This is a genomic window from Trinickia sp., assembly GCF_036503415.1.
Classification (GTDB): domain Bacteria; phylum Pseudomonadota; class Gammaproteobacteria; order Burkholderiales; family Burkholderiaceae; genus Trinickia.
This window is the reverse complement of sequence record NZ_DASXWY010000159.1, coordinates 30,615-50,432: the sequence shown is the minus strand read 5'-3', so window position 1 is coordinate 50,432 and position 19,818 is coordinate 30,615. Positions and strand designations below refer to the sequence as shown.

The 19,818-nt window shown below is 64.0% G+C and carries 20 protein-coding genes; 3 read left to right on the top strand and 17 right to left on the bottom strand.

The genetic code is table 11. The features are described 5' to 3' along the window. Positions 1-62: 62 nt before the first annotated feature. The 3 genes from VGL01_RS19375 to VGL01_RS19365 all read right to left on the bottom strand — a co-directional run bounded on the left by VGL01_RS19375 (position 63) and on the right by VGL01_RS19365 (position 3,819). Complete coding sequence (locus tag VGL01_RS19375; RefSeq protein ID WP_331572188.1) at positions 63-992, bottom strand: ABC transporter permease; 930 nt, start codon at positions 990-992, stop codon at positions 63-65. Positions 993-1,046: 54 nt separating this feature from the next. Further along, a complete protein-coding gene (locus VGL01_RS19370) occupies positions 1,047-2,150 on the bottom strand; it encodes an ABC transporter permease (RefSeq protein WP_331572186.1) in 1,104 nt (367 codons plus the stop codon). A 73-nt stretch (positions 2,151-2,223) separates the two neighbouring features. Then, positions 2,224-3,819, bottom strand: coding sequence for an ABC transporter ATP-binding protein (locus VGL01_RS19365; RefSeq protein ID WP_331572184.1), 1,596 nt, complete (start codon positions 3,817-3,819; stop codon positions 2,224-2,226). A 200-nt stretch (positions 3,820-4,019) separates the two neighbouring features. On the opposite strand from VGL01_RS19365, the gene VGL01_RS19360 reads away from it, so the two are divergent. Then, the gene (locus tag VGL01_RS19360) at positions 4,020-4,955 is read left to right on the top strand and encodes a LysR substrate-binding domain-containing protein (RefSeq protein WP_331572182.1); all 936 of its coding nucleotides are present in this window, start codon (positions 4,020-4,022) and stop codon (positions 4,953-4,955) included. 37 nt (positions 4,956-4,992) lie between these two features. Here VGL01_RS19360 and VGL01_RS19355 read toward each other — a convergent pair whose 3' ends face one another. Further along, positions 4,993-6,390, bottom strand: a complete 1,398-nt coding sequence (locus VGL01_RS19355) for an 8-oxoguanine deaminase (RefSeq protein ID WP_331572180.1) — start codon at positions 6,388-6,390, stop codon at positions 4,993-4,995. A gap of 229 nt (positions 6,391-6,619) precedes the next feature. Between VGL01_RS19355 and uraH the strand changes: the two genes are divergently transcribed. Next, positions 6,620-6,976 carry a hydroxyisourate hydrolase gene (uraH, locus tag VGL01_RS19350; protein ID WP_331572178.1) on the top strand — a complete coding sequence of 119 codons (357 nt, stop codon included), beginning with the start codon at positions 6,620-6,622 and terminating at the stop codon, positions 6,974-6,976. A gap of 39 nt (positions 6,977-7,015) precedes the next feature. Further along, positions 7,016-8,209, top strand: a complete 1,194-nt coding sequence (locus VGL01_RS19345) for a urate hydroxylase PuuD (protein ID WP_331572177.1) — start codon at positions 7,016-7,018, stop codon at positions 8,207-8,209. Positions 8,210-8,343: 134 nt separating this feature from the next. Here the strand turns inward: VGL01_RS19345 and VGL01_RS19340 are convergent, their stop codons facing one another. From VGL01_RS19340 to ldcA, 13 genes are all read right to left on the bottom strand, one after another. Continuing rightward, on the bottom strand, positions 8,344-8,637 hold the full coding sequence (locus VGL01_RS19340; RefSeq protein WP_331572176.1) for a flagellar transcriptional regulator FlhD: 294 nt from the start codon (positions 8,635-8,637) through the stop codon (positions 8,344-8,346). Positions 8,638-8,785: 148 nt separating this feature from the next. After that, positions 8,786-8,926, bottom strand: coding sequence for a hypothetical protein (locus VGL01_RS19335; RefSeq protein WP_331572174.1), 141 nt, complete (start codon positions 8,924-8,926; stop codon positions 8,786-8,788). A 254-nt stretch (positions 8,927-9,180) separates the two neighbouring features. Beyond that, positions 9,181-9,882: an OmpA/MotB family protein gene (locus VGL01_RS19330; RefSeq protein WP_331572172.1), complete on the bottom strand. Its 702-nt coding sequence runs from the start codon at positions 9,880-9,882 to the stop codon at positions 9,181-9,183. Positions 9,883-9,949: 67 nt separating this feature from the next. Beyond that, positions 9,950-10,714, bottom strand: coding sequence for a flagellar motor protein (locus VGL01_RS19325; RefSeq protein WP_331572170.1), 765 nt, complete (start codon positions 10,712-10,714; stop codon positions 9,950-9,952). A gap of 96 nt (positions 10,715-10,810) precedes the next feature. Then, on the bottom strand, positions 10,811-12,055 hold the full coding sequence (locus VGL01_RS19320) for a Crp/Fnr family transcriptional regulator (RefSeq protein ID WP_331572168.1): 1,245 nt from the start codon (positions 12,053-12,055) through the stop codon (positions 10,811-10,813). A 214-nt stretch (positions 12,056-12,269) separates the two neighbouring features. Continuing rightward, positions 12,270-12,782, bottom strand: a complete 513-nt coding sequence (locus VGL01_RS19315; RefSeq protein WP_331572166.1) for an ureidoglycolate lyase — start codon at positions 12,780-12,782, stop codon at positions 12,270-12,272. A gap of 7 nt (positions 12,783-12,789) precedes the next feature. Then, entirely contained in the window at positions 12,790-13,803 is a 1,014-nt protein-coding gene (alc, locus tag VGL01_RS19310) for an allantoicase (RefSeq protein ID WP_331572164.1), read from the bottom strand. A 54-nt stretch (positions 13,804-13,857) separates the two neighbouring features. Further along, positions 13,858-14,385 (bottom strand): 2-oxo-4-hydroxy-4-carboxy-5-ureidoimidazoline decarboxylase, encoded by a 528-nt coding sequence (gene uraD, locus VGL01_RS19305; RefSeq protein WP_331572162.1) that lies wholly within the window; start codon positions 14,383-14,385, stop codon positions 13,858-13,860. Next, positions 14,382-15,332, bottom strand: a complete 951-nt coding sequence (puuE, locus tag VGL01_RS19300; RefSeq protein ID WP_331572160.1) for an allantoinase PuuE — start codon at positions 15,330-15,332, stop codon at positions 14,382-14,384. The genes uraD and puuE overlap by 4 nt, the downstream gene beginning before the upstream one ends. Positions 15,333-15,534: 202 nt before the next feature. After that, positions 15,535-16,278, bottom strand: a complete 744-nt coding sequence (locus VGL01_RS19295) for an aspartate/glutamate racemase family protein (protein WP_331572158.1) — start codon at positions 16,276-16,278, stop codon at positions 15,535-15,537. Positions 16,279-16,320: 42 nt separating this feature from the next. After that, complete coding sequence (locus VGL01_RS19290) at positions 16,321-17,805, bottom strand: NCS1 family nucleobase:cation symporter-1 (protein ID WP_331572156.1); 1,485 nt, start codon at positions 17,803-17,805, stop codon at positions 16,321-16,323. Positions 17,806-17,977: 172 nt separating this feature from the next. Then, positions 17,978-18,670, bottom strand: coding sequence for a GntR family transcriptional regulator (locus tag VGL01_RS19285; protein ID WP_331572154.1), 693 nt, complete (start codon positions 18,668-18,670; stop codon positions 17,978-17,980). Between the two features lie 216 nt (positions 18,671-18,886). After that, positions 18,887-19,813, bottom strand: coding sequence for a muramoyltetrapeptide carboxypeptidase (gene ldcA / locus VGL01_RS19280; protein ID WP_331572152.1), 927 nt, complete (start codon positions 19,811-19,813; stop codon positions 18,887-18,889). Positions 19,814-19,818: the final 5 nt, after the last annotated feature.

Genomic DNA, 19,818 nt, shown 5'->3' with positions numbered 1-19,818 from the left:
CGTTTGTGTGGATTGAAGCGGTTTTCATGCGATAGGTTCGCGCGCCCGGCGAAACGCGGCCTTCACCCCGCGGCGAAGAACGGCTTGCCGAGCGACGCTGGCGCATTGAGCTTGATCGTGTTCGGATTGCGCGAGATCACAGCGAGCACGACGATCGTCGCCAGGTAGGGCAACATCGCGAGAAACTGTGTCGGCACCGGCACGCCCGCACCTTGCGCGTAAAACTGAAGACCGGTCACGGCACCGAAGAGCAGCGCGCCGACCAGTAGCCGCCAAGGCCGCCACGTGGCGAACACCACGAGCGCCAGCGCGATCCAGCCGCGCCCCGACGTCAATTGCTCCTGCCAGAGCTGCAAATAGACGATCGAGTAATAGCCGCCCGCGAGCCCGGCCATGCCGCCGCCGAAAACCGTCGCGCCGTAGCGCACGCCAACGACCGAAAAGCCGACCGAGTGGGCCACTTGCGGCGATTCGCCGACCGAACGCAATACGAGCCCCGCACGCGTGCGGTAGAGGAACCATGCAACGGCGCCAAACAGGGCGAACGCAAGGTAGCCGAGGGGCGTCAGTGTAAAGACCGACGGCCCCAGCACCGGCACATGCGCGAGGCCGGGAATCGGCCACGCCGCGATCGTCGTGTGCGCCGCCGCCGAAGTGTAGGGCTTGCCCACGTAGGCCGACAGCCCGATACCGAAGATCGTCAGCGAGAGTCCCGTCGCCACTTGATTGGCCAGCATCGTCAGCGTGAGAAAGGCGAACAGCAGTGCCATGGCGGCGCCGGCACCGATCGCGGCGGCCACCCCGAGCCACGCGTTGTTCGTCGTCGCCGTCACGGCATAACCGCTTACCGCGCCCATCAGCATCATGCCTTCGACGCCGAGGTTGAGCACCCCCGACTTTTCGGTCACGAGCTCGCCGAGCCCCGCATACATCAACGGAATCGCGGCCACGACCGCGCTCGCGGCGAGATTACTGATTTGATCGATGTTCATCGTTGAATCGTTGAATCGTTGATCGGTTGATGGGCTGACGGGTTGGCGCGGGGCTCAGGTTTGCCCGGCAAGCGCGACGCGCCGCACGCGGTAGTTCACGAACAAATCGGCTCCGAGCAGGCAAAAGAGCAGCAGCCCCTGAAACACGCCGCTGAGCGCCTGCGGCAGTTGCAGCGAGGTCTGGACGGCCTCGCCGCCGAGATAAAGCAACGCCATCAAGAGGCTCGCGAAAACGATGCCGACCGGATGAAGCCGCCCGACGAAGACGACGATGATGGCCGTGAACCCGTAGCCCGGCGACCAGCTCGCCTGCAATTGACCTATCGGTCCGGCGATTTCGCCCATGCCGGCCAGACCGGCAAGCGCGCCGCTCACGAGCAGCGAGGTCCAGATCGTGCGGCCCTCCGAGAACCCCGCATAGCGCGCGGCCAGCGGCGCGAGCCCGCCCACGTTCATGCGGAACCCCGCAAAGCTCTTGCGCATGAAAAGCCAGACGAGCGGAACCGCCGCGGCCGTTATGAAGATCGACGCATTCAGACGCGTGCCGCGCATGAACTTCCAATGCCAATCCCCGCCGAACGTCGGATAGAGCGCATCGCCCGAAAACATCTCCGAGATCGGAAAGTTCATGCCTTGCGGGTCGCGCCAGGGACCGCTCACCAGGAAGATCAGCAACTGGGTGGCGACATAGGTCAGCATGAGGCTCGTGAGAATTTCGCTGGTGTTGAACCGGCTTTTGAGGAAAGCCGGTATCGCCGCCCAAGCCATGCCGCCAAGCACGCCTGCCGCCATCATGAGAGGCAGGATCCACGCGCCGCTCGCCTGATCGAAATGAATCGCCACGCCGCTTGCGGCGATGCCGCCCGCCAGCATTTGTCCTTCCGCGCCGATATTCCAGACGTTGGCTCGGTAGCCGAGCGCGAGTCCCAGGCCGATCAGACAAAGCGGCGACGCTTTGAGGAAGAGTTCGGACCAGCCGTTGACGCTCGAGAGCGGATCGATGAAAAAGGCGCGCATGGCGACGGCCGGATCGCGGCCGACGAGCCCGAAGATGGCGAATCCGATAACGAGCGTCAGCGCCGCCGCGATGAGCGGCACCGCAAGCCGCATCGTATGGGAGGGCGCTGTGCGGGCTTCGAGTCGGTAAGGAAATGGCATGGTCGAACGGTCGTGGTCGGTATCGTTTGTCGTATCGGTTGCGAGCGCTATGCGCCGGCGACGGCTATTGGACTCAGCTATGCGCCGGCTGCGGCTCCGACGGCGCTGCGCCCCGATCGCCGAACAGGCCCGCCATCCAGCGGCCGATCTCTTCGGCGTGCGTCTCGTCGGATTTACGCGCCGGCGACAGCCGCCCGCCCGCCAATACCGCGATGCGATCGCAGATATCGAAGAGCTCGTCGAGCTCCTCCGATACGACGAGCACGGCGACGCCCCTCGCCGACAGATCGAGCAACTGCTGACGGATGAACGCCGACGCGCCGACATCGACGCCCCAGGTCGGCTGCGCCACGACGAGCACCTTCGGCGAAAGCAGAATCTCGCGTCCGACGATGAACTTTTGCAGATTGCCGCCGGAGAGCGATTGCGCGAGCGCATCAGGCCCGCCGCATCGGACGTCGAACATCTCGATGCACCGCTTGGCGAAGGCGCGCATCGTCCGGGCGCCAATCCAGCCATGCCGCACCATGCGCGCGTCGCGATGCGCCGTCAGCAACGCGTTTTCCGCCAACGACATGGCGGGTACCGCGCCGCGCCCGAGCCGCTCTTCCGGGACGAACGCGAAACCGAGCCGCCGGCGCGCGGCGGGCGAAAGCCGCCCCGCGGGTTTGCCGCACAGCATCACCGCGTCGGCAGCGACCGCGCCATTGCCCTCGCCGGACAGCGCCGCGAGCAGCTCGGCCTGCCCGTTGCCCGACACGCCGGCGATGCCGAAAATTTCGCCCTCGTGCACGTCGAACGAGACGCCGGCGAGCGACGTGCCGAACGGATCGTTGCTCGCAACCGAGAGGTCCCTGACCGAGAGCAGCACCGCCCCCGGCGTATGGGGCCGGCGCGTGTAGTCCGGCAGCGAATGGCCGACCATCAACTGCGCGAGCGACGCATGTGTTTCGTCGCGCGGCCGGACGCGACCGGTCACGCGGCCGCCGCGCATCACGGTCGCCGTATCGCAGAGCGCCTGGATTTCGTCGAGTTTGTGGCTGATATAGAGAATGCTGCAGCCCTGAGCGGCAAGACGCCGCAGCGTTTCGAACAGTTTCTGGACCGCCTGCGGCGTCAACACGGAAGTCGGCTCGTCCATGATCAGCAGGCGCGGATGCTGTAACAGGCACCGGACGATCTCGACACGTTGCCGCTCGCCGACTGCCAGGCTCGCCACATGCCGCGCGGGATCGATGTCGAGCCCGTACTCGTGCGAGACGTCGCGAATCCGTTTCGCGAGCGCGGCAAGGTCGAACGGTTCGTCGAGCGCGAGCGCGATGTTTTCGGCCACGGTCAGCGTTTCGAACAGCGAGAAGTGCTGGAACACCATCCCGATGCCGAGCTTGCGCGCCGCCGCGGGGCTCGCGATCTCGACCGCCGCCCCCTCCCAGCGGATTTCCCCGGCATCGGGCCGCACCGCGCCATAGATGATCTTCATCAGCGTGCTCTTGCCCGCGCCGTTTTCGCCGAGCACCGCGTGAATCTCGCCCGGCGCGACGACGAGATCGACGCCGTCGTTGGCACGCACGCCCGGATACTGCTTGCTGATACCGTGAAGTGCGAGGCGCGGTGTGCGCGGCGCCGCCGCATCGTCGAATCCGTTCTCTGAAAAGGAAAGATCGCTCATAAGTTAATCGCCTGGCCGCCGCGGCCCGCGTGCATCGCCGTGGTCCGACGATACCCAAATCCCGGCGTACCGTCGAGCCGACAAAATCGAAGGGGAACCCGACGCATTCCTCGCTTGACGCGAATTTATGCACATATTAAAAGCCTGATATCCCCGCCCCCGATCGATCAGCCGCTCAATATACGGAAAACGGAGAGAACATGAGTCAGCAACGCGAGGCGATCGACACTTACCTGCTGCGCGTCCTGCATACCCTCTTGATGGAGCGCAGCGTGACGCGCGCCGCCGTCAAGCTCAATCAGTCCCAGCCCGCGATCAGCGCCGCGCTGCGCCGCTTGCGCGACATCACAGGCGATCCGCTGCTCGTGCGCGGCAAATCCGGCATGGTGCCGACCGAATACGGCCTGAAGCTGCTCGAGCCCGTGCAGAACGCGCTACGCGAAATCGAGCGAATCCGCTTTCAGCAACATAATTTCGATCCGGCCACCTCCATTCGTTGCTACCGCATCGGCTGCCCCGACTACCTGAACGTGCTGTTCGTCCCGACCGTCGTCGAGCGCTTCCGGCAAGCCGCACCGAACGCGCAGCTCGAGTTCCATTCGCTCGGCCCCGCTTTCGACTACGAACTCGCGCTCGAGGAAGGCAAGCTCGACGTCGTCGTCGGCAACTGGCCCGAGCCGCCCGAGCAATTGCATCTCTCGAATCTGTTCATCGACGAGATCGTCTGCGTCATGAGCAAGACCCATCCGTTTGCCAAGCGCGGCGCGCTGACACTCGATCAATACCTGAACGCCCCGCATCTCGCGCCGTCGCCTTATTCGGTCGGACAGCGCGGCGCCATCGACGTGCATCTCGCGCGCGAGCGGCTCAAACGCCACGTCGTCGTCACGCTGCCTTACTTCAATCTCGCGCCCTACGTGCTCGTGAAGTCCGATCTGATCTTCACGACCACGCGGCTCTTCGCCGATCACTACGCGAAGTTTCTGCCGCTCACCGTGCTGCCGGCGCCGCTCGACTTTCCGCCGATGCAGTACTACCAGCTCTGGCACGAACGCTCGCACTACTCCGACGAAGTGCGCTGGTTGCGCAGCGTAGTCGCCGACGCCACGCGCTCGCTCGTCGGCGATGCGGCTTGATACAGCGTAGCGCCCCTTCGCGCAACGCCGCGCGCATTCAGCGCGCCGCTTGCGCGAGGCTGCGCGCGAGCGCGTTGTGCCGCGCGATAAGCGGCGCCAGTTCGAGCGTTTCGAGCAGCCCTTCGCGCACGACCACCTTCCCGTCGATCACGCTCCATGCAGCCGGGGACGGAGCGCAAAAAACCAGTGCCGCCACGGGGTCGTGCAGCCCGCCCGCGAAGCCCGGTTGACGCAGGTCGAAGGCCGCGAAATCGGCCGCCATGCCGGGGGCGAGTGCGCCAATATCGTCTCGCCCGAGCACCGCGGCCCCACCGAGCGTGGCGAGTTCCAGCGCCTCCCGCGCACTCATTGCATTGGGGCCGAAGCCCACGCGCTGGAGCAGCATGGCCTGCCGGGCCTCGGCCACCATCTGTGCGCCGTCGTTCGAGGCCGAACCATCGACGCCCAGTCCCACCGGCACGCCAGCGTCGCGCATGGCCCGGATCGGGGCGATACCCGATGCGAGCCGCATGTTCGAGCATGGGCAATGGGCAACGCCCGTGCGTGTGTGTGCGAAGCACCCGATACCTGCCTCGTCGAGTTGCACGCAGTGCGCATGCCACACGTCCGGGCCGACCCAGCCGAGGTCCTCGGCATACTCGGCGGGCGTCATGCCGAAGCGTTCGCGTGTATAAGCCACGTCGTCGACGTTTTCGGCCAGATGCGTATGCAGCGAGACGCCGTATGCCCGCGCGAGCGCCGCCGATTCGCGCATCAGATCGCGGCTCACCGAAAACGGCGAGCACGGGGCGACCGCGATACGCAGCATCGCGTAGCGGCCGGCGTCGTGATAGGTCTCGATGAGGCGCCGCGTATCCGTCAGAATCGCGCCCTCGTCCTCGACGAGGGCATCCGGTGGCAAGCCGCCGTCCTTCTCGCCCACGCTCATGCTGCCCCGGCTCGCGTGAAAGCGCATGCCGATGCGTGTCGCCGCCGCAATGCTGTCGTCGAGCCGGCTGCCGTTCGGGTACAAATAAAGATGATCGCTCGATGTCGTGCATCCTGAGAGCACGAGCTCCGCCATTGCCGTCAGCGCCGAGACTTCGATCATCTCCGGTGTCAGATGCGCCCAGATGCGGTAAAGGCTCTTGAGCCAACCGAACAGTTCCGCGTTTTGCGCCGCGGGGACTGCTCGGGTCAAGCTCTGATACATGTGGTGGTGAGTGTTGACGAGACCGGGCATCACGAGGTGGCCGGCCAAATCGAGCACTACGTCCGCGCCGCCCGGCAATTCGCTCGTCGGCCCGACGGCGGCGATCCGGTTGCCTTCGATAAAAAGCCCCGCATCGCGCAGTTCGCGGCGCGCCCCGTCCATCGTCACGAGCACGTCGGCATGCTTGACGAGTAGCGTTGCGGGCCGCGGCGCAGCTGCTCCGGCGCCTGACTGATCGGGCATGTACGCTCCCTATGGAGACAGGCCCTAACGATCGAGGGCCAAAATAGCGGTGGCAATAGGTCCACCTGCGATACCCACCTTCACGGCTACGATATAGTCGTCCTCGCCGGCGCGAGTCCGGCTCCATCCCTGCCGCGCGTCATGCGAGCGCCATTATCTTTCCTATCGGTCGCGCACGCAGCGTTTCGACTTTTTAGAATGCCGACATACGAACTCAGGACCGCATGCGATGGGACAACTCACCACACACGTGCTCGACACCGCGCACGGCCGGCCCGGCGCCGGCATCAGGATCGAACTGTTCGCGCTCGGCGGCGACGATAGCCGCGCGCTCGTCGCCACCGCTGTCACCAATGCGGACGGCCGCTGCGATGCGCCGCTCGTCGAAGGCGGCGCGTTCGCGAGAGGCGAGTACGAGCTCGTCTTTCATGCAGGCGATTACTTCGCCGCGGCCGGCGTTGCCCTACCGCAACCACGCTTCGTCGATCGCGTCGTACTGCGCTTCGGCGTGGCGGATGCGGCGGCTCATTATCACGTGCCGCTCCTCGTTTCGCCGTGGGCGTACAGCACCTATCGCGGCAGTTGACGCGCCGCGACGATCGCAATCGAACGCTGGAGACACTTCATGGCAGGTTTCGTAACCGACTGGCTCAATCTCGCGATCCGCTGGTTTCATGTCGTTGTCGCGATCGCCTGGATCGGCGAGTCGTTTTACTTCGTGGCACTCGACAACAGCCTCAAAAAACCGAAAGACGCGGCCCTCGCCGCACGCGGCGTGTCGGGCGAGCTCTGGCACGTACATGGCGGCGGTTTCTACAACATGCAGAAATACATGGTCGCCCCCCCGGCGTTGCCCGACCATCTGCATTGGTCGAAGTGGCCGTCCTACACCACGTGGATGTCAGGCTTCGCGCTTTTTACCGTGCTCTATCTGTTTGCACCGGGCACCTATCTGATCGATCGCAATGTGCTCGACATGGGGCCGGTCGTGGCGATCGCTTCGGCGCTCGGTTTTCTCGCCGCAGGCTGGATCGTCTACGATTCGCTGTGCCGTGTACTCGGCTCGAACGATCGGCTGCTCGGCCTATGCGTAGGCGCGTATGTGCTCGCGGCGATCTGGCTCGCTTGCCACGTCTTCGCCGGCCGCGCAGCCTATCTCATCGTCGGCGCGATGCTCGCGACGATCATGTCGGCCAACGTGATCTTCGTGATCATCCCGGGGCAACGCAAGATGGTCGACGCCATGCTGAAGCGGCAGACCCCCGACCCGATCTACGGCAAGCGCGGCAAACAGCGCTCGGTGCACAACACCTATTTCACGCTGCCCGTCGTTTTCGCGATGCTATCGAACCACTACGCGATGACCTACGCCCATCCTTATAACTGGGCGGTGCTCGCACTCATCATGCTCGCGGGGGCATTGATCCGGCAGTTCTTCGTGATGCGTCATCGCGGCGAGGCACGCTGGTATCTGCCGGCCTCCGGGATTGCGCTCGTATTGATCGCGCTCGTATGGACGATGCCGCGATCGGTCGCGCCGCAAGCCCAGGCGGCTCAGGCGAGCGCGCTGCGCGTCGCGGATATCGCACCCATCTTGCAGGGCCGGTGCGTAGCCTGCCACTCGGCGCATCCAAGTTTGATGGGTAGCGCGCCCGCGGGCGTCATGTTCGATACCCACGAGCAGATCGAGCAAAACGCGCAGCGTATCTACCAACAGGCCGTTCAGTTGAAGTCGATGCCGCTCGGCAATGTCACCCACATGACCGACGACGAGCGAGCGAAGCTAGCGGCGTGGTTCGAGGCCGGCGCGCAACAGTGAGCGGCCGAAAAAAAAAGCCCGCCGACAAGGGCGGGCAGGTAGAGTCCGTCGCGCGGTACCGCGGTTTCCGAGCGAGCGCTGAAATGCTCGGCTACCAACCTCCACGACGGACCAGAGGATTCACACCGGCGCGCTCAGGCAGCGAGCGCTTGCGCCGGCTCCTGAGCGACGGGCTTGGCTGCCGCGGGCGTACCAAGGGCGCCCAGCATGGCATCTCCGTTCAAGCGGAAGAAGCAGACGAGTTGATCGCGCGACGCAAGCTTCAAGGTTTGCTCCGGCGAAAGACCCGACAGCACTTCCGCCAATGAAGCCGTCAAGCCCAGCTTCGCCATACCTTCGTTACGGTCCTCGCGCAGCAACCGCTGCACGAGCGTCAGATACGACAGATTGATTTCGCGGATCGATTCATGGTTATTAAACGCGTTCATAGCTTTCCTCTGCTTCTATCCGGGTTTGCTGCTCTGTTGTTAGATTCCCTGATTGCCTGGTTCTTCCCCGCCTGACGCGGGATGTTCCAATGTCCTTTTGCACGACGCGGCGCAGCACGCAAACGTTTGCGTCGCCGGGCTGAGCGTGTCAGCCGCCGCTGCGTAGGTCGGCTACCCCAAATGCGATGAGATTCGCAGCCACTTCGCGCAGCAGGTGCTGCGTCAGTGCACCGGCGCCGCCCTGCGTGAGGCGCTTCAGTTCGAGCAGGTCTTGCGCTATGCGGCTCATTTCAATCTCCTCCGGCGGACGCCTTCGAATCGGATCGGCTGCAAGAACAACCGGTTTCCTGTGACCAAAGTATCGGTCAGACGAACGCCGAAGCAAATCAGCCGACGCTGAACCGCACGTAATACGTGGAGGCAGGCTTGTCAGCGGTTTCCTACGCGCGCGGGCCGCTAAAACTACGATGCCCGCAGCAAAAGCGCGGGCATCGACTGGGGCCGGATCGCCGAGGCGGCAAAAACTACCGCGCGCGCCCCGCTTCAGTATTGAACGAGAACCGTCACGCGCCGGTTCGCCGCGCGGGCCGCCTCGTCGCTGCCGAGCACGAGGGGATCGTTGTCGGCCCGGCCGACGGCGGACAATCGATGCGGGGCAACGCCCTTGTCGACGAGAAAGCGCACGACGGCCCCGGCGCGAGCCGATGACAGCTCCCAATTCGACGCGTACTTCGCGTTGGAAATCGGAACGCTGTCGCTGTGCCCCTCGACGAGCACGTTGCGGGTGGAATGATCGGCCAGCACGTGGGCAACCTCGGTCAGCACCGCGAACGAATCGGGCAACAACCGTGCATCGCCCGAATTGAACAGAACCCGGGCGTTGATTGCGATTTCGAGCCCTTGCGGCGTATCGACCATGGCGATCTGACCGCTATCGCCGAAAGGCTTCAGCAATGCCATCAACGTCTTTTTTGCGCCCTCACGCACGCCGTCGCGGGCATTGGCCGCATTGGCCGCGGCCGCCTGCTCGTGTTGTTTCACGATGCGCTGTTCGAACGCCTTGCTCTCGAGCTCGCGGTACCGAGCAAGCTGCAACACGTACAGCGCCAGGAAAAACACCATCAACGTGGTGATGAGATCGGCGTAGGAAATAAGCCAGCGCTCCGAGTGTTCGTCACTGTCTTCCCCGCGCTCGTGCCCGCCGATGTCGGACGCCAGGCGCTTGCCCCCCGCGAAAATGTTCATGGCACGAAAACCTCGTCAAAGCGGTGCGGCTGCCCGACAACCGGGAAAAGCCGGTACGGACGGCCGATCAGGCCAAAAGCTCGGCGGAGCGCTCGCGGACTTCGCCGGCAAGACGCGTTTCGATCGTCTGAGGCGATTCCTTGCGCGAGATTGCGAGCAAGCCATCGAGGTAAAGCCGCCTGAAGCGCAGCTCGCTTTCGACTTGCGCCTTGATCTTGCCGTAAAGCGGCAGGAACACGATATTGGCGATCGCCAGTCCGTAGAGCGTCGCGGTAAAGGCCGCGGCAATGCCGGCCCCGAGCTGAGCCGGTTCGAGCAGATGGCCCGTGACATGCACCAGCCCGAGCACGGCACCGAGGATGCCGAACGTCGGCGCGTAACCGCCGGCCTGCTGCCAGATGCGTGCCGCGGCCATTCGATTACGCTCGTAGGAGGCGAGTTCGCGTTGCAACGCGTCTTCGAGCACCGCGGTCGAGACACCGTTCGCGAGCAGCTCGAGGCCGCGCCGCGCAAACGGGTTGATGCCGCTCGTATCGAGCGACTCGAAAGCCAGCATGCCGTTGAGCTTGGCCTGATCCCCCCATTCGAGCAGGACCGACAGGCTCTCGCGATCGACGGTCCGCGGTTTCATGAACGCGAGATGCAGTTGCTTGATGCCGTCGAAAAAGCGGGCCCAGGTATTCTGGATCATCACCGCGCTCAGCGTACCGCCGAGCACGATGACGAAGGCCTCGAGCTGAAAGAGCGTCGAGAAATGCCCGCCTTCCAGCCAAAAACCCGTACCAATCGCGGCCGTGCCCAGCAGCGCGCCGAATATCGTCAGCAAGTCCATAGTGTGTGTGTTCCTTTGCGCGCCGCGCGGCTCGCTTCACCGCCTCATGCGCGGCATGACCGTCGCGGCCGCCTCGTCATGCCCGCGGGTTACCGTTCAGGCTTCGCGTCTGACCGGCTCGGCCGGCGCACCAGCCGCCGCCAATTTGATCGCCCTGACGGATTCGATGAACCGCTGCTCGATATCGCTCACCTCGAGCGGATCGAGCTTGATCTCGCGACGCATCACCCAGGAGACCTCTTTCTTGCGCGCTTCGGTCATGACCGATTGGAGCCGCTCGGCGACAGCCTCGTCCGTCATCGCGGCAAGCATCTTGGCGAGATCGTATGTGTCGGTCGCGCTGACTGCTTCGAACAGCGTGCGTTGATCGACATACTCGAGATCCTCGAGCGAGGCCACTTCGCCGCCAGGCCGGGCGCTGCGCTTCGTGAAATAGCTGATGCCCTTTTGCTCGACGTAGCTGAGGACGTTCGTCTTGCGAAACGCGAACAGGTCTTCCGCAATCTCCGAGTGCGACAGCTTGTTCATGAGCACCTTGCGCTCGACGCCGATCAACGCTTCGAGATCCGAGAGCTCGATCAGTTCGAGCTCGCTGTTGATCGCGACATCGAGATCGTGGTCGGCAACCTGTTGTGCGCGCTCGATAATCCGAGCCGGATCGAATCGCACGACTTGGCGGGCCGTCGCGCCATCGTTCGTCGAGTGCCGGCCGTTGTTGGCGAGATGCTCGGTCCGGCCCAATTCCATGGCGACGAGATTGAGCTTTTCCATGCGCCGGAGCATCGTCATCACGTGCGGGCGAGAATGGCCGGCGATGGCACGGCATTTCGCGATGACGCTGGGCAACGTGACCGCGACCTCATCGGGCTGCGAACGGCGTCCCCAGCCATCCGAGGCCTCCGTGCCTTCCCCACTCGCCATCAGGGCCAGTACATGGGCGTACGAGACCACGCCCGGCAGGAAATCGGCATGTGTGTAGGTAGCGAGCAGGTCGTCTTTCTTTTTCCCGCGGCGAATGGTCGTTCTGAGCAAATGCTTCAGCAGCGGCGAAGCACGCTCGAGCTCTTCATCGACCATGCTCGACGGCACGACGGTCAATTGGCAAAAACTCAACGCCTTCGCTGTCTGCGCGCGGGGCTCGCTCGGCAGCAGCGCCGCTTCGCCGAAGAATTCGCCCTTGCCAACCGTCGCGAGAACGACCTTCTTTTCGTCGCAGTGTGTGGAAATCTCGACTCGACCTTCCGTAATCACATAGATAACGGGCTCGCCCGCGAAACCTTCCGAATAGATGACTTCTCCCGGCGCGGCCGTGCGCGTCCAGGTCGATCGTTTTTGATTCACGACACACCCCGTTTGTATTCGCTCTTCGACGGATTGCGCTGCTTCTTGTAGGCAGCGCTTCTAGCTTCTAATCCGTTAGCTCTGATAACGACACGAATTTCGTCGTCTTTAGCATGGAAGAGCCGAAACGTGGGCAGGGTATTCGATGATTGCGGCGGTGCAATACTATGCTTGCCCGCCTCGCCATTTTCGGGGCGAGATCAGGCGCGAACGCTCATGCGAGCGCGCGCCGCATGCCGTCCTGGGTGAGCCACACGGACTCGGGCAGCGTCTGCTCGTCGCAGTTGTGGCCTTCGCCGCCGCGGTCGATGACGACGAAATCGCTGACTCGATCGAGCGCAATGAGCGGATGGTGCCAGACGCCCTTGGCGTAGTTGACGCCCTGCCAGCCGCGCGACACGAAAGCGCGCATCGAGGCCGGCACGAGTTCGCCCTTCGGGGCCACCACGATCAAATAGGGCGCGTCCGTCAGCGGGACGAACGCTTGGCTGCCGAGCGGATGCCGCTCGAGCATCCGCACTTCGAACGGCAACGCACGCGGCTCGCCTCGAAAGACATTCAGGAGCGGCCGCCCTCCACCTTCGGCAACATCGATATGGGCGAGGTCGTGGTAGCGCATCGTCGTCCCGAGGTTGATCGGGAGTTGGCGCGCGCCATCGAGCTCGATGACATCGCCGAACGGCGCGAACGCGGCGCGCGTGAGCGGTTCGATAAGAAGCTCTCTCATACCGCGCTCACTCGATGCGGCCCCAGACACGCAAGCGCGAGACGCCGCCGTCCGGGAAGATATTGAAGCGCACGTGGGTCACGGGTCCGAGCGCGGCGAGACCGGTGTCGAACACATGCTGTGCATCCATGCTCAGCTTCTGCTCGTCGAGCAGCACCGGCCAGAACATCGATTGCGTGACGATCGAGCGATCGGTCCCCCCCGAGACGCAAGCCGCTTGCAGCGAACAGCGATCGGGGAAGTTGCCCTTGAAATGCGCGGTATCCACTTCGATTCTCTCGACAGTGCCGGCATGCGCAAGCGCGACGATCGCCCAGTCGTTGCCCGGTTCGCGGCGCCGCCGCGTCTCCCAGCCATCGCCCATATTGATACCGCGGCCCGGCATCAATAGCGTCGAGGCCGCGCCGAAATGTTCGTTGTTCGCCGCGACGATATACGCGCCGTTTTCCATCGCGGCCAGATCGAGCGCGGCGCCGCGGCTCACATTGGCCCAATCGACTTGCGGCTGGCCATACACGCGAAGGCGCGCGACGCCGCCGTCGGGATACAGATTCAGGCGCACGTGCGTGTATGCCTGCGTGTCGTTCGTCTCCAGGTAGTGATGGCTATTGCCCTGCAACGTCGTGGAAGGCACGATCTGCGCCCATTGCGTTGCATCGTCAGGCTGCCCCCCGCCGGGCACGTACGCGGCCTCGATCGAGGCCGCCGGCGGAAAGTTGCCGGTGAAATGGCTCGTGTCGATGTCGACGCCCTTGACGGTACCGGCCCGCGCCAGTTTCACGATGCACCAGTCGTACCCCGTCGTGCGCTTACGGCGCGTCTCCCACCCGTCCATCCATTTGCCGTGCTCGTCGTACTTTCCCGGAATGAATACGGCAGGCTCCGGGCTCAGCATGCGATCCTTGGGCGCGAAAAATTCGTCGCTCGCCACCAGTGCCTGCGCGCCCAGGCGGGGATCGGCCAGATTGACGTAGCGGCGCGTGAACTCGGGCGCGTTCGGGTCGAGAATCGGGAGGGCCATCGTTGTCGTCCTTTGTATCTTTCGAAATGTCGATCTATCAATGCATCGATGCGTTCATGCCGTCACGAGATCGTCGATGCGAAACCGCGCGATGCGATAGATCTGCTCCAGGCTCGTGCGCAGTTCCTCGTCGCGCGCGTTGTTCAAACGCGCTTCGAAATTCGCGATGATGCCCGCCCGGTCGTAGCCGCGCACGGCGAGAACGAACGGAAAACCGAACGTCTCGCGGTAGGCTCGATTCAAACGCTGCAGTTTATCGAACTCTTCCTGCGTGCATTGCGCAAGACCCGCACCGCTTTGCTCGCGTGTCGATTCCGCCGTCAACTCGCCGCGCACCGCAGCTTTGCCGGCGAGTTCCGGATGGGCATTGATGAGCGCGAGTTGCCGCGCCGGGCCCGCGTTGGCCACGATGCCGCACATCGCCGCATGAAGCGCATCGATACTCGAGAACGGCCTTGCCTCGGCCGCCTGCCGCGCCACCCAGGGAGAGTGCTCGAAGATGCCCGATAGCGCGGCCTCGAATGCGTCGCGCGGCATCGTGTTCAGTTGTTCCAGCGTGTATCGGTATTGCATGGGCTTCACGCGCGCGCGCCATCCTTGTTTGGCCGATAGGGATGACGCGTATGCCAATGGCGCGCAATGTCGACGCGGCGCGCCACCCATACGCGATCCCTGCCTTCGATATGGTCCAGGAACCGCTGCAGCGCGCGAAAACGCCCGGGCCGGCCGAGCAGACGGCAATGCATGCCGATCGACAGCATTTTCGGTGCTTCACCGCCTTCCTCGTAAAGCACGTCGAAGGCATCGCGCAAGTAGCTGAAGAAATGATCGGCCGTGTTGAAGCCTTGCGGCGTCGCAAACCGCATGTCATTCGTATCGAGCGTATACGGAACGATCAGTTGCGGCCGCTTTTCGCCGCCTGTCACCTCGACTTCGGTCCAAAACGGCAAATCGTCGCCGTAGTTGTCGGAGTCGTAAAGGAAGCCACCGTACTCGGCCACGAGCCGCCGCGTGTTCGGGCTGTCGCGTCCTGTATACCAGCCGAGCGGGCGCACGCCCGTCACGCGCTCGATCGCCTCCATGCCGAGCCGCATATGCTCGGCTTCACGCTCGGGCGGCATGTCCTGATAGTGGATCCAGCGCCATCCGTGACAGGCGATCTCGTGCCCCGCTTCGACGAACGCGCGTGCCACTTCGGGGTTGCGCTCGATCGCCATGCCGACGCCGAAGATCGTAAGCGGCAGGCCGCGTTTGTCGAACTCGCGCAAGATGCGCCAGACGCCCGCGCGCGAGCCGTACTCGTACATCGACTCCATGCTCATGTGCCGCGCCGGATAAGCGGCAGCGCCGACGATTTCGGACAGAAACTGCTCGGAAGCGGGATCCCCATGCAGTACGCAGTTTTCGCCGCCCTCCTCGTAATTGAGAACGAACTGCACAGCGATGCGCGCCCCACCGGGCCAATCGGCCTGGACGGGTTGCCGGCCATAGCCGATCAGGTCGCGCGGATAGCGAGGCTCGAATGTCATGGCAAAGTTCCTGCCAGAAAGAGGTTGACCGTCCGTGCGGCGCAGCGGCATGCGTGCGAGGCACGGCAAAGGTTCGAATCAGTCGGATCAGTGTATAGAAAACGCCCTCGGGCGCCCATACGGGCGCGCCGATAGCGAAGCTCACCGCGCGCATATGTCCCGCGCCGGCAGCGCGGATGCCGCGGACCGGCTGTGCGGTGCCCTATGGCGTCTCGCGCGGGCTGAACTCGGCCAATGGACCGTCATAGCGCTTCGCGAGCGGACGAGCATACTCGCCGCGTTTGGCCGTGGCGAGCCCGAGCGAGGCGAGCGCCTCCGCCCATTTGAGCGCCGCGGTGACACCTTCGACGACGGGCGCGCCGATCGCGTCCTCGATCGCGCGGCAAAGGTCGACCATGCCGGCGCAGCCGAGCACGATGGCGTCAGCGCCATCGTCCGCCAGCGCGCGGCGGCATTCATCCACGATGACTCGACGCGCCCCGCTGCCGGGCCGGTCAAGGTCGAGCACGGCAACCTCGGTCGCGCGCACGTTGCGGCAAAACCGCTTCATGCCATAGCGCTCGGCCAGATGCCATGCCATGCCCGTCGTACGGGCGAGCGTGGTGACGACCGTGAAGCCCGGCGCGATGACGCTCGCCGCATGCATTGCGGCCTCCGCAATGCCAATGACGGGGCCGCGCGCAAGCTCGCGCGCCGCGAACAAGCCCGGATCGCCGAAACAACCGATGACGTAAGCGTCGATTCCGTCGCGCTCGCCGGCCGCCACTTCGGCCAACAACCCCGGCAGCGCGAGCGACTCGTCGTACCAACTCTCGATCGATGGCGGCCCCATGCTCGAGGTGGCGGCAATGACCTCGGTGCCCGGCGCCGCGATGCTGCGCGCGCATGCCGCCATCGTATCGGTCATGCGTGCGGTCGTATTCGGATTGATGAGTTTGATCTTCATGGCCTGGTGGTTCCCGCGAGCGTTGAGTATGTCGTCGGACGATCAGCCGCGCAGCCCGCGTGTGGCGAGCCAATAGAACAAGGCGGCAAGCCCCACGCCGATGAACCACGAAAAGTTCGCAAGCGTTGCGAGCGCGGGCGTCATGACGCAGGCCACGGCAAGCGCCGCAGCCGGCAGCACGGCCGCGACGGCGCGCCAGTTCACACCGCCTCGGTACCAGTAGGTTCCGTGTTCCGACATCGAATAGAGATCGTCGAGCACGACATGCTGCCGCTTCACGATGAAGTAATCGACGATTAAAACGCCATATAACGGGCCGATGAACGAGCCGAGCACATCGAGCGTGTAGTGGATCACGGCCGGGTTGTTGAACAGGTTCCACGGCGTGATGAACACCGACGCCGTCGCGGCCAGCATGCCGCCCGCGCGCCAGCTGATATGCTTCGGCGCCACGTTCGAGAAGTCGAACGCCGGCGAGACGAAATTCGCGACGATGTTGATGCCGATCGTCGCGATCATGAACGTCAGCGCGCCCAGCACGACGGCGAACGGCTGATCGATGCGCCCGACCGTGGAGACCGGATCCGTGATGAGCTCGCCGAATACGGGCAGCGTCGCCGACGTCGTCACGACCGTGACCAGCGAGAACGCCAGGAAGTTGACCGGCAGCCCCCAGAAATTGCCGCGTTTGACGCTCGCATAGCTCTTGCAGTAGCGCGAAAAGTCGCCGAAGTTCAGCATCGGCCCGGAGAAGTACGAGACGACGAGCGAAATCGCCGTGATCGTGACAGGCAATGCCTCCCAGCCGTGGTACTTCACGGTTCCCAGATTCAGATGGATGTTCGATATGCCTGCGCGCGCAACCATGTAGCCGGCCAGGATGAACATGACCACGTAGACCGCGGGGCCCGCGAAATCGATGAACTTCTTGATCGTCTCCATCCCGTTCCAGAACACGAGTGCCTGCAAGACCCAGAGCACCATGAAGCCGGCCCAGCCCAGCGTCGACAAGCCGAGCCAGCCATGGTGATGAAGGTCGGCATAGGGCATCAGCTGCGGGGCGAACTTGAGCAGGACGATGACGAACGCGCTCGATGCGAGATAGGTCTGAATCCCGTACCAGGCAACGGCGATGAGACCGCGAATCACGGCCGGGATATTGGCGCCGAGCACGCCGAACGTGGCACGGCAAATGACCGGGTACGGCACGCCGTTTTGCTGGCTCGACTTCGCGATCAGGTTCGCGAAGACATTCACGATCCCGATGCCGACCAACAGTGCAATCAGCACTTGCCAACTCGTCAGACCGAGCGCGAACAAGCTGCCCGCGAACACATAGCCCCCCACGCTATGCACGTCCGACATCCAGAACGCGAAGATGTTGTACGCGCCCCAGTGTTGATCGCGCAGCGGCGCGAGATCCGCGTTGCACAGACGTTCGCTATAGCCCGCGGGCACACCCGTATCGATATGGGAGGACGATGGGCCGACAGCGCCGGCATCGGTGGGTACGGTCAGGTCAGGCATAAGCGTCTCCGGTAAAGGAACAACGTTGCTGCGCGGCGTGTCGGATACCAGCGCAAGACCGAGCGCCTGTCGAACGGCAGCCGCGGTCGGCGCGATTCGCGGCTGAATTATTTAGTTGTACTAAACAGTTGAAGCGGACCCGCGTTGCCAGGGCCCACGGCGCATGCGGGTGTTAGCCGAATACCTCGCGCAAATCGGCCGCCCCGCGCGCGGGCCGATCGAGCATCTTCAATTCGACCGTCTGCAAGTGACGCACCATCAATTCCGAGGCGCGGGCGGTGTCGCCGGCGCCGATTGCATCGACGATTTGTGCGTGTTCGTCGAACGAGCACGGACTGCGCCCCAGCGATTCGTAGAGCGCCGAGATCAACGTCGAGCGCGCAACGAGCCCCGCAAGACAATTGCAGAGCACGCGATTACCCGTGAGCTCCGCGAGCGCCGTATGAAACTCGCCCGATAGACGGATCCATGAGCGGAAATCGCGATGCTCGAACGCAGCGCGTTCGCGCTCGATCATCTTGGCGATCGCCTTCAAATGCGCCGCCCCCTTCCCGTCTTGATTGCCGCAAACGCGCTCGATCACCGCGGCCTCGACGATGCGGCGCATCTCGAACACCTCATGCACCTCGCGTAGCGACGGGCTGGCCACGAAAGCGCCGCGATTCGGCTCGAGATCGACGAGATGCTCGCCGGCGAGCTGCGATAGCGCTTGCCTCACCGTTCCGCGCTTGACATCGAACACCTCGCACAACTGAGCCTCGGTGAGCTTCGCGCCGGGCTTCAACCGGTGTTCGAGGATCGCGTCGCGAATGCGCTCGGCAATCGCCGAGGGTATTGCGACGTCGGATGATTTCGGCGTCGGCATGATCGGTATAGTAGGTTGGACATAAAGATTGTCAACAATTTTCTCGGCCACAAGCCCGCACCCATCATTGCGGGTTTTTACTTAAAAATCCGCTATTTGGTGCATGGACGCGCCAGCCGCGTGCATTCCCGAGAAAGGTGCGCACCGCATCCGGGCGCGAAGCCGAGCGTCAGATTGTCAACAATTTATCGCGCACTGCGCGACGGGAAGCGCGGTTCAGGCGAGCGTGGGATGTCCGCTGACGGTCAGCGAGAACCCGTCGCCGCCGGCTTGGAGTCGCGCCCGGGCACCGAACGGCAGCGTAACGAGTTCGCTGCCATGGCCGAAGCGCAGGCCGGTTACGATCGGTACGCCCGTGACGGTGCGAATGTGCTCGAGCATGGCGGAAAAGTCGTAACCGTTGTCGATGGGCGCCAGCTTCCCGCCGATGAAATCGCCGAGTATCAGCGCCCGCTGGCGCGCGAGAATGCCGGCGTGATGAAGCTGATAAAGCATGCGCTCGACGCGGTACGGGTGCTCGTTGACGTCTTCGACGAACAAAATCCCGCCGTCGATATGCGGCATGTAAGGCGTGCCGACGAGCGCGGCGATCATCGCGAGATTGCCGCCCCAGAGCGTGCCGCTCACGTCGATTTCAACGCGCTGCGCGACGGGTTCGCGCACGGTGAATTCGCTCGATTCGAGCGCCGTCCAGAAACATTCGTCGGTGAAGGCGCTGATGGCCTCGGCGCCGAAATTGGCCGTGAGCATCGGCGCGCCGAACGTCACGAGACCCGCTCGCGCAAAGAGCGCCAATTGAATCGCGGTGAAATCGCTGTGCCCGCAGATCGCGATCGGGACCCCCGCGAGGCGTCCCGCGAGACCCGCATAATCGAGCAAGTCGAGAATGCGCACGGCCCCGTAGCTGCCGCGCAAGGCCAGCACGATGTCGGGCAGCGGATGGGCCGGATCGGCAAGCCGGTTGAGATCGCCCGCACGTTGCGCGTCAGTGCCGCCAAAGCGCAGATAACGGCGCTGCGCCACCTCCTCGCCGCTCACGCGGTGACCTTGCGCGCGCAGTCGCGCAACGCCGCGCTCGACGGCGGCCATATCGGGCGGGTAGCCGGAGGGAGCGACGATCTCGATGGTGTGCGAACGGGTCATGGTCG